Here is a 16,416-nt window from a genome sequence, read left to right as displayed (position 1 = left end):
CTTCAGCCGCTATAGGCAAACAACTCGATCGGCTCGCTGAAGCCGCGCACCGCATGCTCGCCGACATGCTCGAGCGCGAAATCGTGCTCGACCAGATCGGCGAAGGCGCGGGACAGCAGCACGGTCTTCTTCAGCTGCTTGGTCAGGGTTTCGAGCCGCGAGGCCATGTTCACGGCGGGACCGATCACGGTGAAGTCGAGCCGGGTGCGCGATCCGATATTGCCGTACATGACGTCGCCGACATGGACGCCGATGCCGTAATTCATCGGCGCCCGGCCCATCATGCCGTTCCGTTCGCCGAGCGCCGCCATCGCCTCGCGCGCCTCGGACACGGCATGCAGCAGGTTGGCGCAGGCCTTGGGATCGCTGAGCGGGAAAATCGCGAGCAGGCCGTCGCCGATGAATTTCAGGATTTCCCCGCCATGCCGCGTAATCGGCTCCGACATCGCGTCGAAATAGTCGTTCAGGAGATCGATGACGTCATCGCGCGGCCAGCTATCCGAGATCCGGGTGAAATCCCGCAAGTCGCAGATCATGATCGCGGCGCGCACCGTGGTGCCGCTGCCCCGCCGCGTCGCGCCGGCCAGGATCATCTCGCCGGCATGCGACCCGACATAGGTCTCGAGCAGAGTCCGCGCCAAGCGGTTCTTCATCCGGATCTCGCTGACCAGCGCCAGCACCGGCAGCACCTTCCGCAGCTCGGCGATGTGGACGTCATCGAAACCGCCGGCACGATCGGTCGCGAAGGTCACGACATGCCGCTTGCCGAGCGTGTGCAGCAGCGCCCAGGCCACATAGTCGGTCAAGCCCTGCGCGCGCATGTCGTCATAGAGCGCGTGCTTGCGGCCCTGTGACGGGTCACGTTCGAGCTTCTCGCGCACCTCGTCGGCACCCTGATGGATTTCGTGGACCGGACTGCCGATATATTCCGAGCGCTGCTGGACATCGTAGTCGACCCGCGTGATCTCGGCTTCACGCTTGCCATCGGCCCAGATGATCCGGGCGCCGAGCCATTGCGGATGCTGGATCAGGAGATTCATCGTCGCCCGCTTCAGCGGAATGCCCGCGCCCTGCAGCCGGATGCAGAGCTCGGCGAAGATGTTGTCGATGAAGCGCTGGTCGCGCGTCTGGTTGGTCAACCAGCTCACAACGTCGCCGTCGGACTGCGACGGGACGGAATCGATGTTGGGCGCGTTCATGGCTGGCTCCGGAGCGGCGGGTGGGGTCGGCAACCGGTATGTCGTGCTTCCGCCCGGCCACGTCAACGCCGCCAGCGGTATCGTGATCGAGCTAGTCGGGCTGCCCGAGCCGCTCGAAGGGCACCGCGGGCCTCCGCGTGGTGTGGTGACGGCGAGAGCGTAAAGGAACGGGTTGCCAAAATATCGAAAACAACCCCATGCAAAGTAGCCGGCGGTGGCCAGCGCTCGACCAGGCTACTTGACACGTCGGGCAACTCACGGATAGATTTCCAAAATTCCGAAATCATTCAGACGCACGCTCGCCCTCCCCGCACGCGGGGCGAGGTCAAGTGGAGCCTATCCGCCCAGCCGGTCGACCTCAGCCTTGCCGGCCTTCATGACCAGCGGGATGTGCTCGCCCTGCCCAAGCAGGCAGGTGACATCGCGCAGCGGATTGCCCTCTACTACCAGCAGGTCGGCGAAAGCCTCCGGCGCGATGCGGCCGAGCTTGCCTTCCATGCCGAGCACCTCGGCGCCGATAATGGTCGCGCTCGCAATCACCGCCTGCGGGCCCAGCAATTCGGCGCGGATCCGGAACTCGTCGCTCTGCAAGCGCTGCGACGGTCCGAGCAGATCGCTGCCGTACCCCATCTTGACGCCGGCCTCGCGGTAGATCGCGAGCGAGCGCAAGCCGGCGTCGCGCGCGTCGGCGACCTTGGCGACACTCGCCGCCGGCAGGCCGTACTTAGCGCCTTCGGTGGCCAGCGCCTCATAGGTGACGAGCGTCGGCACCGCGTAAGCGCCCTGCTCCGCCATCAGCCGCGCGGTCGGAAGGTCGACCAGATTGCCGTGCTCGATGGTGCGCACGCCGCAACGCACCGCGCGCTCGATCGCTTCCGCGGTGTAGGCGTGCGCCAGCACATAGGTGTGGCGCGCCTTCGCTTCCGCGACGATGGCGCGGATCTCGTCCTCGGAATAGCCGAACGCGCCGATCGGGTCGGTGGGTGATGCAACGCCGCCCGACGCCATGATCTTGATCTGGTCGGCGCCCATCTGCAGCTCCTCGCGCACCGCCTTGCGCACCGCATCGACGCCGTCGACGACGCGCGCGATCGCGCCGACCCGCACGCAGCATGAGCAGGTCGGGTCGGCCAGATAGTCCGAGCGGGCGCGCCCGTCGCCATGCCCGCCGGTCTGGCTCAGCGCGCGGCCGGACACAAACAGCCTCGGACCGTCGGTCAGGCCGGTGTCGATCGCCTGCTTGAGCGCATAGCCGGCGCCGCCGGCATCGCGGACGGTGGTGAAGCCGCGCTTCAGCATGCCCCGCAGCAGCATGGTCGAGCGCAGCGTCACCAGCACGTTGGCCATCCGCGCCTGCTGCGACAGGTCGAGCTCGACCGCGACCGCGTGGACATGCAGGTCGATCAGGCCGGGCATCAGGGTCTTGCCCTTGAGGTCGACGACGCGATCGGCCGAGGCCTCGATCGGCCGGTCGGACACCTCCTTGATCAGGCGATCCTCGACCAGCACGTGGTGCCCTTCGAGCAGATCGGACCGCAGCGGATCGAGCAGCGCGGCATTCTTGAAGAGGATGGTAGGCATAGTGGTCTCCGGTCAGGATGCAGCCTGCGCGATCACGCGGCTTCGCTTGCGATGTCTTCCAGCGAACGGCCGCGTGTCGGCACGCCCATCAAGAGGACGGTGACGGCGCCAATCAACAGCACGGACGTGGTGACGCCGAACACGCCGGCGAAACCAAAGTTCGGATAGAGGTAGCCGACCAGGATCGGCGCAATGATCGCGCCGATGCGGCCGATCGCGGACGCGAGCCCTGCCCCCGTGGTCCTGATCGCCGTCGGAAACACTTCGGCCGTGTAGGCATAGACGCCGGCATAGGTGCCGTTCATGAAGAACGACAGCAGCAGGCCAGCCGTCATGATCTGCCCGTCGCTCGCGGCAAAGGCGAGCCCTAGCGCGCTGGCGCCGCCGAGGATCATGTAGGTCGCGATCGTGGACTGCCGGCCGATCCGCTCGTTGAAGAAAGCGGCGGTGAAATAGCCGGGCACCTGCGCGCAATACATCGCCAGCGAATAGCCGAAACTCTTGGTGATGCTCATGCCGTTCTGGACCAGCAGCCCGGGAATCCAGACGAAGAACGAATAATAGCTGAACGTGATCGACAGCCACATGATCCAGGTCATGGTGGTGATCCGCGCCTGGCGGCCGGCCAGCAGCGCCGCAAAATTGCTCAGCAGCGTTCCCGACGATACGGCAGGCGCAGCGGGCTCGGCGACCGGAGCCGGCAGCACGCGGCCCTCGCGCGCGAAGCTCGCCTCGACCTTGTCGAGCACCGCTTCGGCTTCCTGCACCCTGCCGCGGCTTTCCAGCCAGCGTGGCGATTCCGGCAGCCACCTCCGCCACCACAGCAGCATCACGACAGGGATGGCGGTGATGACGAGCACGATGCGCCAGCCGTTCTCGTAGGCAGGCACGATGAAATAGCCGAGCAAGGCGGCGGCGACGAAGCCGAACGAGAAGAAGCCGGCGAGCGCGCCGGTGAAGGCGCCGCGGTAACGCCGCGCCACGAATTCCGCGAGATATGGCGCGATGATCGCGCTTTCCGCACCGGTGCCCATGCCGGCGACGACGCGCGCGGCGAAGAACGCGGGCCAGCTATCCACTGTCGCACTCACCAGCGAGGCCACGCTGTAGAGCGCCAGCGCCGACATCATCACCGCACGGCGGCCGATCAGGTCACCCAGCGTCCCCGCGAGCAGCGCGCCGAACAGATAGCCGACGAAAGTGCTGCTGCCGAGCACGCCGGTTTCGACATTGCTGAGCCCCCAGGCGGTGCGCAGCACCGGCAGGATGAACGCCAATACGGCGGCATCCATCGCGTCGAACAGATAGCCCAGGCCGCCCATCAGCAGCAGGTGCACATGGAAACGCGCGAACGGCAGGCGCTCGATGCGCGCCGAAATAATCGACATGAAATAGCCCCCTCCGCCCCGCGGTCGGCACGCGCCGCGAGGTCAGTCCGGGGGAATGATAGACAAATCAATATTATGGGAATAATTTATAATTGTTATCTGGCACATCACCATTGTGAATATTGCTCGTGTCCTTCCGAACGCTCGACCTTAACCTCCTGAAAGTCTTCGAGGCGCTGATGACCGAGGGCAGCGTCACCCGCGCCGCGAGCGCGCTGACGATGACCCAGCCCGCCGTCAGCAACGCGCTGGCGAGGTTACGCGACGCGCTCGGCGATCCCCTGTTCGTACGATCAGCCAGCGGGATCCGCCCGACGCAGCGCGCGGTGGCGCTGTGGCAGCCGATCGGCGACGCGCTGGAGCACGTCCGCCACGCACTCGACGAGGACGCCTTCGATCCGCGGCGCACCGAGGCCGAGTTCAGCCTGTCGATGTCGGACTACGTGTCCTCGCTGGTGATGCCGCGGCTCATCAACCGCTTCGGCGAAATCGCGCCGTCCGCGCGTATCCACACCTTGCCCAACACCATCCTGGAGATCGGCGACCGGCTCGAGGACAACCGGGTCGATTGCGTGCTGAGCGTCTATGTCAACGAGGCGCAGCAGCCGCCGGCCGCGATCCGCTCACGCTCGCTATGGACCGTCGAATATGCCTGCACGATGCGTCGGGATCATCCGCTGGCGAACAGGAAGCGGCTCAGCGCCCGCAGCTTCCTCAACGCCAAGCATGTCGATGTCAGCCTCGCCGGCAAGACGCTGCCGACCTACGACCAGTTCCTCGCCTCTCGCGGGCTGTCACGCAATCTGGTCACGACAGTCAATCACTACAACGCCGCCTACGAGATCGTCCGCCAGTCCGACCTGATCGCGGTGCTGCCGCGCGACCTCAGCGCACAGTCCCGCCACGCGCCCCATCTGCATGCGGTGCCGGTGCCACTGCCGGCGCCGCCGCGCATCGTCAGCCTGTTCTGGCATCAGCGCAACGACACCGTCCCCGCGCAGCGCTGGCTGCGCGAGACGCTGGTGGAGCTGTTCGCGCGCATGGAGTGAACCGGCGCACGACGTGCCCCCGTCAGGTCGATGTCGGCGCGGGTTCGATCGATGCCGCGTCCACGGCCGGCGACGGGACGCTCCGCGCCAGCGGACGTCCAAACAGCCGATGCAGCGCAAGGTAGCTCGCCATCGCAACACCGATGCCGGTGAGCCATGACAGGTCCACCCCGCCGGTCGCCAACGCAAGCGGGCCTTGCATGGCCTTGATCGTGCCCATCTGGAAGGCCCACGCCGCCGCGAAGCCGGCAGCAAAGGCGATCAGCCCCGCCCAGTTGAAATCACGATCCCGGCCCGGCTCCTCGTAGAGCGAGGCGACATCGATCCGGCCGCGTCGCACCAGGTAGAAGTCCGCGAGCGTGACCCCGGCCCATGGGCTGATCCAGACGATCAGCGCGACCATGAAATTGTCGAAGGCATGGGCAAAATCGCCCGACTGCAGGAAGGCGTACAGGATCGCGGAGGCGATCAGGCCGGACAGCACCGAGATCACCCAGCGCGGCCGCCGCAGATCGAGCGCCAGCGACGACAGCGCCGCCGAATAGATCACGACGATGTTGGTCGCGATCGGGCCATGCACCAGCACCAGCAGCACCGGCAGTGCCATCGCACCAAAAGCTGCGATGATCAGCTTCGACGGATCGGAGCCGGCGCCGGCCGATGCAATGGCCGCACCGAGAAAAGCGAGCCAGACCGTCGGCAGGAACATGCCGAGGAAGGTCGCCCGGAACACCTTGGCGGCACCGAGCGAGGGCCTGGTGAAGCGCGTATAGTCGGAGGCATAGGTGAGCCACGAAATGCCCCAGCCGATGCCGATCGCGGTCATCAGTTGCGTCGCCGCGGCGAATGCCGGCATGCCCGTAACAGCAGCGGACTGCCATTTGATATCGACGCGCAGAAAAGCGAGCGCGGTCATGACCGCCATGATCAGCAGAATGAACGGCATGGTGTAGCGCTCGAACACCTTGATGGCATTGAAGCCCCAGGCCGCGATGGCGATCTGGAGCAGCATCACCAGCACCGCGATCGCGTATTTGAGCTCGACGCCGCCGCCAATCCCCATCCGCTCGAGCGCCGCCATGCAGAGGTCGAGCACGATCCAGGTGTTGATCGCGACCCACCCCATCGGCATCAGCACTTGCGCCAGTGCCGGCAGATAGGCGCCGCGGCGGCCGAACGCCAGCCGGCCCAGCACCATCTGCGGCACGCCGGTGCGATGTCCCATCAGGCAGAAGGCGGCGAACAACGCCGCGCCGAACAGATTGCCGACAACGATGACGGCAAGCGTTTGCAGCAGGCTCAGGCCGAGCTGGATGCCGAGCGCGCCCAGCACCCAGTTGATCGGCGCGATGTTCGCGCCGGTCCAGATCCAGAACTGATCGAACGATGACGACGTGCGGTGCGCCGCCGGCACCGGTTCAATTCCGTGGGCATCGAAGCCGGCCTCATCCTGTGCCGGAAGCTGTGTCTGCTTGAGCAACATGTTTCCCCCGTTGTCCGGCGCATTGGTTTGGGCCGGGATGGGGTATCTGAGCAGCAGGCAGCGTTGAGGCGATAATGAGAAATCCTCAAGCCGGGTTGAGACGGTGTCGAGAGTGAAGTTTGTCTGCTGAACAGCGACAGATCGCGCCGCAATCAGGCTCGCACACCACGTCACCGTGGCGCGCTGCTTCACTGTTGAGATTTTCTCAACTTGGCTGCCGGATTCGTCAATCACGCTGCCCCAGGTACTCGGTCATTGTGGAGCCGACGCACTGCTCCCCAATCAGCCGAGGCCAGGGATGACGACCCTTCTGCATATCGATGCCAGCCCGCGCGGTGACCGCTCGGTCAGCCGGAAACTCTCGAAGTCGTTCGTTGAGCACTGGCTCACCCACGAGCCAGGCGCCACGATCATCTCGCGCGACGTCGGCCGCGCCCCGCCGCCGCTGATCACGGAGGCGTGGGTTGCCGCCGCATTCACCGCGCCCGGCGACCGCACGGCCGAGCAGAATGACGAACTTCGTCTCTCCGACGAGCTGATCGACGAGCTTGAACGCGCCAATGTCATCGTGATCGGAGCACCGATGCACAATTACGGCATGTCGGCGGCCTTGAAGTCATGGTTCGACAAAGTGATCCGCATCGACAAGACCTTCAGCTTCGATCTCGCACGCGGCGACTTTCCGCTCGAGCCGATCCTGCGCGGCAAGACGCTGGTGGTGCTGAGCTCGCGCGGCGAATTCGGCTTCGGCCCCGGCGGGGTGCGGGAAAGCATGAACCATCTGGAGACGCACATCTTCACCTGCGCGCACTATCTCGGGGTGCAGGAGAGCCATCTGATCGCGGTCGACTATCAGGAGTTCAACGACGAGCGCTACCGGCGGTCGGTCGCCGACGCCTTTGCCGCGATCCCGGTGCTGGTCCGGCAGTGTCTTGGAATCGACGGGCCTGTTGATGTCGCGGCGGAATGATGCGCCGCTGTCCGCCGGACGCGTGAGGATGATCCGATGATCCGTAATCCCATCCCCTGGCCGAACGGCGCGCGTTGCGCCTGTGCGATCACATTCGACGTCGACGCCGACAGTCTGATCCACATCGCCCGGCCGCAGGACTCCTTCGACCGGCTCTACCCGATCACGATGGGACGGTACGGGCCGACCGTCGGCGTGCCGCGGATCCTGGAGACCTATCGCCGCCTCGGCCTGAAGCAATCGTTCTTCATGCCGGCCTGGACCATGCAGCGCTATCCGGATGCGGTGGAAGCCATTCTCAAGAGTGGCCACGAGATCGGCCATCACGGCTACATCCACGAAGATCCGACGGAGATTTCTTCGGCGCAGCAGCGCGAGGCCTTCGAACGCGCGCTCGGCATCCATGTCGCGATGACCGGGCGCAAGCCGCGCGGCTACCGCGCGCCGGTCTACAACGCCAACCAGACCACGATCGACCTGCTGATCGAGCACGGCTTTGTCTACGATTCGTCGCTGATGGCCGACGACATCCCGTACCAGATGCGCACCGCGCGCGGATCGCTCTACGAGATGCCGCCGCACTGGGGATCGGACGATTGGCCGCCCTTCGCCCATTATGCGGAGATCGGCTACATGATGCCGGTCAAATCGCCGAGCGACGGCCTTGCCGCCTCGTTCGAGGAGTTCGAGGCGGCCTATGAGGCCGGCGGATTCTGGATGGGGATCTGGCACCCGTTCCTGACCGGCCGGCTCGCCCGCTGGCGCGTCGTGGACCGCTGGCTCGAGCGGATCGTTGCCGAACGCAAGGTCTGGTTCGCATCGCTCGAGGACATCGCCGCGCATCTCGACGGCCTGGTCAAGGCGGGCACCTACCAGGTCCGCGTCGAGACCCTGCCCTATTTCACGCAGCCCGTGTCATGACCTGTTCGGGAGCTGCACGAAAGGTGGCCGCCTCGGCCCGCAGCCAGTCGATGAACGCCGTCACCGCTTTGCGCCGGGTAGCACTCGGCGCATCGACGAGACGATAGGCGAAGCCCGCGAGCGTGGGACCGTCGAGCCGGCGCAGCGTGCCCTGACGCAATTGCTCGTCCACCAGCGCATCGCTGCACAACAGCGGTCCGAGCCCGCGCTCGGCGGCGTGCAACGCCAGCGGCTCCTCGCTGTACCAGGAGATGCGGAAGTCCCGGCCGGGATCATGATTAGCCGCCCCGAGCCAGGCCGACCACGCCGGCGAATCCAGCGCGGCGTTCTTCCAGCGGAACGCCAGCAGCGAGCGCGAGCGGACGTCGTCAATGCCGAGACGAGAACCGGGCGGACAGATCGCGCTCGCCGCAACCGCAATGTAGCGATCGCTGAACAGCACCGATCTCTCGCCGGCGCGGTCGGCGCGGCCGTAGCGGATGGCCAGATCGACGCCGTCGGTGCCCGGCGCCCGCACCTCCTCGGTCGCATCGATATGGACGACGAGGTGAGGAAACGCCGCGTTGAAGCGCGCGAGCCGCGGCATCAGCCAGCGCTCGGCGAAGGCGCGCGTGGTCGATACCGTGATCGCATCGCCATCGGCCGGCGGCCGGATCGCGGCGAAGGCGCTCGCCATGCGGTCGAAGCCGTCGCGCAGCATGGGAAACACCGCGTGGCCCTCCGCGGTCAGCACCACCGCGCGGCCGGAGCGTTCGAACAGCTTGTGGCCCAGGATTGCCTCGAGCTGCCGGACCTGATGGCTGATCGCCGTCACCGTGACGCAGAGCTCATTGGCGGCGGCGGTGAAGCTCTCATGGCGTGCGGCGGCTTCGAACGCGCGGACGGCATTGAGCGGCGGCAGCTTGCGCATGATCGGTTCTCTTCGCGGCCTGTATCAGGCGATGAGAAAATGGGCGTCGGTCGGCCGCATGTCGTTCACCGGCACCATGTCCTGCGGACAGGCGGAGAACACGATGACCAGGTCCATCTCGGCACGCAGCGCCACATACTGCCCGGCCTCGCTGACGGGCGACTTGAAGTCCAGTTGTCCGCTGTCGGCGACGGGCACATTCATGAACAGATTGAGCGGAGCCGGCGTCACCGCAGCCGACAGGCCAACAGTCTCGAGCGCGCGCGCCAGATTCTGCGTGCAATTGTCGTGATGGCCGACGGCGCCGAGCTGGCGATAGCGGTGAATGTCGCAGGCCGCGATCAAGGTGTCATGGATCCCCGGCGTGGTGTCGGCGACGAAGGTGAGGATCGCGCGGCGCCGGTTGGTGGTCAGCGTGTCGCCGACGCGCGGGATGAGCCGCAGCATCGATGCACGGCTGTGCTCCATCGACATGAACTCGCCGGTGTCGCGGGCATTGAAGGCCCAGGTGTCGACCACCTGCTTGCCATGGGTGTTGACGACCATGACCGTCTCTCCTGCATCCAGGCGAGCCGCCACGCCATTGCGTGCCGGAATCAAACGGGCGCGGGTCAGATCGATGGGTGCTGCGGTCACGTGGTGTCTCCTCAATGGCTCGTTGCGCCATTGGAGCACCGCCCATCATGTAATTCTAATAATATTAATTGTGCCCATTATAGCAGATTCGTATAGTCGCCCCATGCGCCTTAGACAGCTCGAATGCTTCCGCGCCCTGATGCTCCACGGCACCATGACCCGGGCGGCCGAACTGCTCGGCATGTCGCAGCCCGGCATCAGCACGATGATCGCGGGCCTCGAGCACGAGACCGGCCTCAATCTCTTCCTGCGCCGCGGCGGCCGCTTGCAACCGACCCCGGAAGCCAGGCTGTTCTATGTCGAGGCGGCGCGCGCCCTCGAAGCCGCCGAGAACGCATCGCGCGTTGCGGCCGAGATCAAGTCCGGCCGGCGCGGTCACCTCGCGATCGCGGCCTATCCGAGCATTTCGATCAATTTGCTGCCGCGGCTGCTGTCGCAGTTCGCGAGGAACAAGCCCGAGCTGCAGATCAAGATCATCACGCGCAATTCCGCGACCGTCCGCGAGCTGATCTCGACGCAGCAATTCGATCTCGCGGTCGCCGAGCTCCCGCTGGATTATCCGACCTCGCACATGGAGGTGTTCTCGTATGAGTGCGTGTGCATGCTGCCGCATGCGCATCCACTGGCGAAGCTGAAGCAGATCACCCCTAATGACCTCGACGGCGTCCCGTTCGTCACGCTGTTTCGCGGCGATCCGATCTACCAGCAGCTGGCATCCGCCTTCTCCGAATATGGCGCGCGCTGGAACGTGGTGGCGGAGACCGAGTTCTTCTCGACCGCATGCCAGTTCGTCGCCGAGGGCCGCGGCGTCGGCATCGTCGATCCCGTGGTGAGCAAGCCCTTCACCGAGGGCCTCGCCATCCGGCCGTTCAAGCCGAAGATCCAGTACCAGATCGCGATCCTCTCCCCGACGCACGAGGCGCCGTCGCGGATGGCACAGGATTTCGCCAAGCTACTGCGGCGTGGGTTGCGGGGGTGAGTCGTGGTGGCGGTGCGAGACGCCTTGTCGGCATGCCCAGCGAAATGGGAGTAACGTGTCGAGTTGAAGTTCGTGGAAACGAGGCCCTTGGCCAGTCCGTCTTCGCTTTCGCTGGCGCTCAAGCTACGCCGGACACGCTTTGCCCTGACGGGTCAGGCGTGGCTGCGCCACGCGTAGCCCGTCAGGGCGAAGCGTGGTGGGGGAGGCAGGACTCGAACCTGCGAAGCCATGAGGCGGCTGATTTACAGTCAGCTCCCTTTGCCACTCGGGACACTCCCCCGTCCAACAGCGTCGAACCGGCCGCGCGAGTGGCGGCGGACCGGGTCATCGAAATGACGCTGATAACCGGCCGACCCGAAACGGGTGCGCGGTCGGGCGCGTTTATGGGCGAAGGCGGTCCCCAAAGTCAACCAAGCCGGCGCGCAATTTGCCGGTTAAATTGCCATTCTGCGACACCCGTGACACAAGCCTCACATGAGCGACCGTGACCGCAAACCCAATTTCCGAGGCAAGGGCGGTAAACCCTTCCAAAAAGGGCCGAAATTCGGCCGTCCGCCGACCCGGCGGGAGCGCGAATCCGGTTCCGACGGACCGGTGATTCTGTATGGCTGGCACACGGTGGCGGCGGCGCTTGCCAACCCGGACCGCCATATCCGCAAGCTTTACCTCACCGAGAACGCCGCCAAACGCCTCGCCGACGAAAACATCGCAACCCGCGTCAGCCCGGAGATCGTCCGGCCCGGCGATATCGACCGGCGCCTCACCCCCGATGCCGTGCATCAGGGCCTGTTGGCGGAGGCCGAACCCCTGCCCTCGCCTGACATCGACACGCTGGCGCAGGAGGGCATCGTGCTGGTGCTCGACCAGATCACCGATCCGCACAATGTCGGCGCCATCCTGCGCTCAGCCGCGGCATTTGCGGTGAAGGCGATCGTCACCACCGCCCGCCACAGCCCGGAGGCTACCGGCGTGCTGGCGAAGTCCGCCTCAGGCGCGCTCGAGCTGGTGCCGATGGTGACCGTGCAGAATCTGGCGCGCGCGCTCAACGAACTGAACGATCACGGCTTCCAGACCGTCGGCCTCGACAGCGAGGGCTCGGAAGATCTCGGCAAGGTTCCGCTGCAGCAACCGCTCGCGCTGGTGCTCGGCGCCGAAGGCAAGGGCTTGCGGCAATTGACGCGCGAGACCTGCCGCGTCGTCGCCCGCCTCGACATGCCGGGCGAGATCAAGAGCCTCAACGTGTCGAACGCCTGCGTGCTCGCGCTCTATATCGGCGCCAGCCGGCTCGGGCTGATGTAAGCGAGAACGCCCGCTCGCTTGACGCGAACGGGCGCTGATCTCTGTTCACCGATCGTCGGATCAGTAGTAGCGGCGCAGCACCGGATGGCCGTAGCGATGCGGCGCGTAACCGTAGCGGTGCGGCGCGTAGCCGTAGCGATAGCCGTAGTGCGGACGGTACGGCCGATAGTGATGGCGGTAGCCGTAGTGGCGATAGCCGTAATACGGGCGGCCATAGCCTTCGCGGTAGTACGGACGCGGCGCCCAATTGCCCGGGCCGGTGTAGGCCGGTCCCTGGTTGACGTAATAGTACTGCTGCGCTGCGCCGGGATAGGCCGCATCCGGGTCGGGCAGACGTTCGACCGCGCCGTAACCGCCATAGCCATAGCCGTAGCCACCGCAGCCGCCGCAGCCGTAATTCACGACGGGCGCGGAATAGCCGCAAGGGTTGAAGCCGCACGCCATTGCGGGCGCGGTCACCATGACGGCCACGGCCGCAATCAGTCCTTTGATCATTTGACGCATTACTCTCTCCTGATGGTCTCTCTGTTGGTCGCGTAGCTCTTGGTGGCTATGAAGGCGCCCCGCGAGGGGCTGTTGATCTTGGGCAGTTGGGTTAGGGGCCTCGGGGACGCGGTGGCCGCGGGACCGGACCGGGCAGCGGCCGCGGACCGTTGAACTGCGGCGCGTAGATCACCGGCGGCGGATCGACCGGCACGTTGGACTGTGCCGGCAGCGGCGCGGATTGCGCCCCCCACGATTCATGATAGCTCTCGGCCGGCTGCGGCAGGCGGCGGTTGGCCGGCGGCTCGATCTCGAGGCGGCCGTAACCCGGCATGCGGCCGAGGCTCGGATAATAATGGCCGACATTCGGCTCGGGAGCGATCGGGCGGCCGCCATAGACGGTCGGCACCATCGAGTCGTTACGGGCCAAGCCCATCGCGCTTTCGACCACGGCGTAGGACGCGTCGACGCCATTGATGATGATGGGCACGCCGGGGCGGTTGGGCACGACGATGTCGAAGCCGCCGCCAGCCAGCGCCGTCGAGGTCATCGCAGCCAATATCGCCAGCGCAAGACTTCCGCGCATGTTCACCCAGCGTCCCAAATTGTTCCATCCGCAGCCTAATCCAACGGTTTGGCGGAAGGGTTAAGGGCGCGGGCCAAACTGGCGGTAAGCCTAACGCGTAAGCATCCGCATCCGGTCAATGCGGCCGTGCGGGATCAGGAATCGTTAACGGCGCGCCTGTGCTTCAGGTGAAGGCATTCTCGATGATCGCGTGGATGCCGATCGCGATCGTGACCGCGCCGACCGCCATTTGCAGGCCGCGATTGGCCCAGGTCAGCCAGCGCGCGGAGGCCGCGAGCGGCACCGCGATCACGCTGGACAGCACGCCCATCCCGATCATCGAGCCGACGCCGAACAGCGCGACATAGCCGAGCCCGATCACCGGGTTTGGCGCCTGCGACACCGTCAGCACCAACAGCGCCGCCGAGCCCGCCATGCCGTGCATGAGGCCGACCAGCAGCGTGCGCCAGCGGAAGCCGTGGGCATGGCTGTGTGCGGCACGGACGTGCGGCAGGATGTCGCCCGCGTGGCTGTGGGCGTGGAAATGCGTCTTGCCGTCGCCATGCGAATGGGTGTGGAAGTGCACGCGATCGCGCCACAGCCGCCACCACACATGCGCACCGAGGCCGACCAGCATGACGCCGACCGCGGTCTCGATCGGCTGCGCCACCGTCTTGGGGATCGCGTGCCCGAGCAGGATCGCGGCGCCGGCGAACACGAACAGCGTGAGCGTGTGACCGAGGCCCCAGGTCAGGCCGTGCTTGACGATGTCACCGACATGGGTACGGCGCGCCGCGATGCTCGATACCGCCGCGATGTGATCCGGCTCCAGCGCATGCTGCATGCCGAGCAGAAAACCAAGACTCAAGATTCCGAACATCAATCCCCCGCGCCGGCGCGTGACGGCAGATCAAACACCACATCGCCGATCTTGTCAGGCCGGCAACTCGTCAAACCAGCACCTCGTCGAACAGGCCTTGCATCGCCACCCAGGAGCGGCGGTCGGCCCGCGCGTCGTAGAGCGCCGACTTCATGATCGAGCCGTCGGCGGTCGGGTTGGTAAAGCCGTGCAGCGTGTTGCCGTAGCTGATCACCTGCCAGTCGGCAACCTTGCCGGCGCGCATCTCGTTCTCGAACGCCGCGACCTGGTCGGAAGGCGCCAGCGGATCGTCGGCCCCGGTCAAGACCAGCACGCTCGCCCTCACAGCACCCGCTGCCGCAGGCTGCGTGGTCGAGAGCACGCCATGGAAGCTGACGACGGCCTTGAGGTCGGCGCCGTCGCGCGCGAGCTCGAGCACGACCGTGCCGCCGAAGCAGAAGCCGATCGCTGCGCAACGGGTAGCATCGACCTCGGGCAAGGCCGTGAGCGTCGCGAGCGCGGCGCGCGCCCGTGCGCGGAGCGTGGCAGGATTGGTGCGCAAATGACCGATCAGCGCCATCGCCTGCTGCAGATCGGCGGCCTGCCGCCGCTCGCCGAACATGTCGGCGGCAAGCGCCACATAGCCACGCTCGGCAAGCCTGCGTGCCCGCTCCATCGCGAAATCGCCGAGCCCGAGTCCTTCGTGGAACACCAGCACGCCGGGACGCTTTACGCCGCGGTCCTTGAACGCAAGATAGCCGCGCAAATTGGCGTCGCCGGCGGCGTAGTCGATGTCACCAGTGTGCATGCAATTCTCGTCAAGACAGCATCATCCGGAACGGATCATGCGCGAGTGTTGCGGAACTTCACACTGGTTTGAACGCAGGGCAAGGCCGCGCCGGAACAGTCGCGGCACGGCGAGATTAGCTCTCGACGACGACAAGAGGAGAATCTCGCATGACGCAACTCAAAATCCATGGTGCTTTCCTTGGCGCAGCAGCCCTGCTCGCATCAGCGCTGGCCAGCCCCACGATGGCGCAACAGACGATCGGCACCGTCGCGCGCTGCTCCGATGCCACACCAGACGCCCGATGCCGGGCGATGGGATCAGACACGACCTATCGCCATCATATCTATCGGCGGGACCGCGACTGGCAGAACCCAGGCTGGCAAGACAGCTACAACCGGGTTGACCCCGGCCCGTTCGGGCCCGTCGACGCCGCGGCCGGTGTGGTCGGCGGCGCGGTCGGCACCGCGGCTGCGATCGCGACCGCCCCGTTCGGCGGCCCCGACTATGCCCGCACCCCGATCGGCGGCGAGGAATATGCCCGGCAGAACGGCTTTGTCTGCACCCCCGGCACCTGGTTCCGCGGCAGCGACGGTCTCCAGCATCCCTGCCAGTAGCTCGGGCGAAATGCACATGCGCAAAAGGCGGCCTTCGGGCCGCCTTTTTGCGGCCGGGCTGGCAGCGGCGAAGCGGCCGATCCGGGCTTTCCGGGTTCTGGCCTTCAAGTTCTGGTCCTGCCCCGCCAAGTCTGCTATGCGAGCGCGCAAATCACGCCCATTTCGCCGGCTTAGCTCAGCGGTAGAGCAGCAGTTTTGTAAACTGAAGGTCGGGGGTTCAATCCCCTCAGCCGGCACCAGTTTTTCATTAATGAAATCAATCTGATAGACAGTTATCACCAACCACTCCACGCAACACGGGCGCAACATGGCTGTCGAGGCTTTGTTCTGGAATGACGATGGCCTTCTGGTTTCCACGACAGGCCATCCAGCAAGGAGCCTTATTCTCGGCAAACTTCGACAGAAGGCTGCGGTTTTTCGGAAGTGATTGCGCTTCGTTTGCGTTGGTCAGGAGCCATTTAATGTGGATCCGCATTTTAGTGGTTGGAATAGTTGGTTTGGTCGGGGTGGGTGCGGTTGCGGCACTTGGGAGATCCGCGCCGACGCCGCTCGTTGAGTATCCGGTGACCGAGAGCGTCGGGAAGGCCGACAGGCTGTCACTCATTCCCGAGCGCGATACCGTCGTCAATGCTGCCCCTCCCGAGGCACCGACGCCACCGATCGCGTTGTCAGCGCCGCCGCCAGCTTCCG

The 16,416-nt window shown here is 65.7% G+C and carries 18 protein-coding genes and 2 tRNA genes; 8 read left to right on the top strand and 12 right to left on the bottom strand.

The window, feature by feature from the left end; all coding sequences use genetic code 11:
* Nucleotides 1-2: 2 nt before the first annotated feature.
* Nucleotides 3-1,199 (bottom strand): adenylate/guanylate cyclase domain-containing protein, encoded by a 1,197-nt coding sequence (locus tag BraRD5C2_RS36115; protein WP_223976628.1) that lies wholly within the window; start codon nt 1,197-1,199, stop codon nt 3-5.
* Between BraRD5C2_RS36115 and BraRD5C2_RS36110 the strand changes: the two genes are divergently transcribed.
* Entirely contained in the window at nt 1,198-1,362 is a 165-nt protein-coding gene (locus BraRD5C2_RS36110) for a hypothetical protein (RefSeq protein WP_223976625.1), read from the top strand. The two genes, BraRD5C2_RS36115 and BraRD5C2_RS36110, sit on opposite strands and share 2 nt — an antisense overlap.
* Before the next feature lie 173 nt (nt 1,363-1,535).
* Here the strand turns inward: BraRD5C2_RS36110 and BraRD5C2_RS36105 are convergent, their stop codons facing one another.
* Together BraRD5C2_RS36105 and BraRD5C2_RS36100 are read right to left on the bottom strand one after the other, a co-directional pair.
* Nucleotides 1,536-2,780, bottom strand: a complete 1,245-nt coding sequence (locus BraRD5C2_RS36105) for a metal-dependent hydrolase family protein (RefSeq protein ID WP_223976624.1) — start codon at nt 2,778-2,780, stop codon at nt 1,536-1,538.
* 32 nt (nt 2,781-2,812) lie between these two features.
* A complete protein-coding gene (locus BraRD5C2_RS36100; protein ID WP_223976622.1) occupies nt 2,813-4,168 on the bottom strand; it encodes an MFS transporter in 1,356 nt (451 codons plus the stop codon).
* A gap of 122 nt (nt 4,169-4,290) precedes the next feature.
* On the opposite strand from BraRD5C2_RS36100, the gene BraRD5C2_RS36095 reads away from it, so the two are divergent.
* Nucleotides 4,291-5,217 carry a LysR family transcriptional regulator gene (locus BraRD5C2_RS36095; RefSeq protein WP_308444480.1) on the top strand — a complete coding sequence of 309 codons (927 nt, stop codon included), beginning with the start codon at nt 4,291-4,293 and terminating at the stop codon, nt 5,215-5,217.
* Between the two features lie 22 nt (nt 5,218-5,239).
* On the opposite strand, the gene BraRD5C2_RS36090 is transcribed toward BraRD5C2_RS36095, so the two are convergent.
* A complete protein-coding gene (locus BraRD5C2_RS36090) occupies nt 5,240-6,700 on the bottom strand; it encodes a purine-cytosine permease family protein (protein ID WP_223976620.1) in 1,461 nt (486 codons plus the stop codon).
* A 298-nt stretch (nt 6,701-6,998) separates the two neighbouring features.
* On the opposite strand from BraRD5C2_RS36090, the gene BraRD5C2_RS36085 reads away from it, so the two are divergent.
* Together BraRD5C2_RS36085 and BraRD5C2_RS36080 are read left to right on the top strand one after the other, a co-directional pair.
* Nucleotides 6,999-7,670 carry an FMN-dependent NADH-azoreductase gene (locus BraRD5C2_RS36085; RefSeq protein WP_223976619.1) on the top strand — a complete coding sequence of 224 codons (672 nt, stop codon included), beginning with the start codon at nt 6,999-7,001 and terminating at the stop codon, nt 7,668-7,670.
* A gap of 36 nt (nt 7,671-7,706) precedes the next feature.
* A complete protein-coding gene (locus BraRD5C2_RS36080) occupies nt 7,707-8,591 on the top strand; it encodes a polysaccharide deacetylase family protein (RefSeq protein ID WP_223976617.1) in 885 nt (294 codons plus the stop codon).
* Here the strand turns inward: BraRD5C2_RS36080 and BraRD5C2_RS36075 are convergent.
* Both BraRD5C2_RS36075 and BraRD5C2_RS36070 read right to left on the bottom strand, forming a co-directional pair.
* Nucleotides 8,572-9,501, bottom strand: a complete 930-nt coding sequence (locus tag BraRD5C2_RS36075) for a LysR substrate-binding domain-containing protein (protein WP_223976615.1) — start codon at nt 9,499-9,501, stop codon at nt 8,572-8,574. The two genes, BraRD5C2_RS36080 and BraRD5C2_RS36075, sit on opposite strands and share 20 nt — an antisense overlap.
* A 24-nt stretch (nt 9,502-9,525) precedes the next feature.
* On the bottom strand, nt 9,526-10,137 hold the full coding sequence (locus BraRD5C2_RS36070) for a DUF1989 domain-containing protein (protein WP_223976613.1): 612 nt from the start codon (nt 10,135-10,137) through the stop codon (nt 9,526-9,528).
* Between the two features lie 103 nt (nt 10,138-10,240).
* Here BraRD5C2_RS36070 and BraRD5C2_RS36065 point away from each other — a divergent pair, with 103 nt between their 5' ends.
* Nucleotides 10,241-11,116, top strand: coding sequence for a LysR family transcriptional regulator (locus BraRD5C2_RS36065; protein ID WP_223976611.1), 876 nt, complete (start codon nt 10,241-10,243; stop codon nt 11,114-11,116).
* Nucleotides 11,117-11,310: 194 nt separating this feature from the next.
* On the opposite strand, the gene BraRD5C2_RS36060 is transcribed toward BraRD5C2_RS36065, so the two are convergent.
* Nucleotides 11,311-11,396: transfer RNA gene (locus BraRD5C2_RS36060), tRNA-Tyr, on the bottom strand.
* A 194-nt stretch (nt 11,397-11,590) separates the two neighbouring features.
* Between BraRD5C2_RS36060 and rlmB the strand changes: the two genes are divergently transcribed.
* Nucleotides 11,591-12,415: a 23S rRNA (guanosine(2251)-2'-O)-methyltransferase RlmB gene (rlmB, locus tag BraRD5C2_RS36055; protein ID WP_223976609.1), complete on the top strand. Its 825-nt coding sequence runs from the start codon at nt 11,591-11,593 to the stop codon at nt 12,413-12,415.
* A gap of 60 nt (nt 12,416-12,475) precedes the next feature.
* Here the strand turns inward: rlmB and BraRD5C2_RS36050 are convergent, their stop codons facing one another.
* From BraRD5C2_RS36050 to BraRD5C2_RS36035, 4 genes are all read right to left on the bottom strand, one after another.
* Nucleotides 12,476-12,919: a hypothetical protein gene (locus BraRD5C2_RS36050; RefSeq protein ID WP_223976607.1), complete on the bottom strand. Its 444-nt coding sequence runs from the start codon at nt 12,917-12,919 to the stop codon at nt 12,476-12,478.
* A 91-nt stretch (nt 12,920-13,010) separates the two neighbouring features.
* A complete protein-coding gene (locus tag BraRD5C2_RS36045) occupies nt 13,011-13,484 on the bottom strand; it encodes a hypothetical protein (protein ID WP_223976605.1) in 474 nt (157 codons plus the stop codon).
* Between the two features lie 163 nt (nt 13,485-13,647).
* A complete protein-coding gene (locus tag BraRD5C2_RS36040) occupies nt 13,648-14,343 on the bottom strand; it encodes a HoxN/HupN/NixA family nickel/cobalt transporter (RefSeq protein WP_223976603.1) in 696 nt (231 codons plus the stop codon).
* 70 nt (nt 14,344-14,413) lie between these two features.
* Nucleotides 14,414-15,130 carry a dienelactone hydrolase family protein gene (locus tag BraRD5C2_RS36035; RefSeq protein WP_223976601.1) on the bottom strand — a complete coding sequence of 239 codons (717 nt, stop codon included), beginning with the start codon at nt 15,128-15,130 and terminating at the stop codon, nt 14,414-14,416.
* Nucleotides 15,131-15,279: 149 nt separating this feature from the next.
* On the opposite strand from BraRD5C2_RS36035, the gene BraRD5C2_RS36030 reads away from it, so the two are divergent.
* Nucleotides 15,280-15,726, top strand: coding sequence for a hypothetical protein (locus tag BraRD5C2_RS36030; protein WP_223976599.1), 447 nt, complete (start codon nt 15,280-15,282; stop codon nt 15,724-15,726).
* Between the two features lie 164 nt (nt 15,727-15,890).
* Nucleotides 15,891-15,965 (top strand) — tRNA-Thr (locus BraRD5C2_RS36025).
* 17 nt (nt 15,966-15,982) lie between these two features.
* Here the strand turns inward: BraRD5C2_RS36025 and BraRD5C2_RS36020 are convergent.
* Entirely contained in the window at nt 15,983-16,354 is a 372-nt protein-coding gene (locus BraRD5C2_RS36020; protein ID WP_223976597.1) for a hypothetical protein, read from the bottom strand.
* Nucleotides 16,355-16,416: the final 62 nt, after the last annotated feature.

Origin of the sequence: Bradyrhizobium sp. RD5-C2 (assembly GCF_019972155.1) — a bacterium.
Taxonomy (GTDB): Bacteria; Pseudomonadota; Alphaproteobacteria; order Rhizobiales; family Xanthobacteraceae; genus Bradyrhizobium.
The sequence above is the reverse complement of the archived record's forward strand: the minus strand, read 5'-3'. Positions and strand labels throughout refer to the sequence as shown.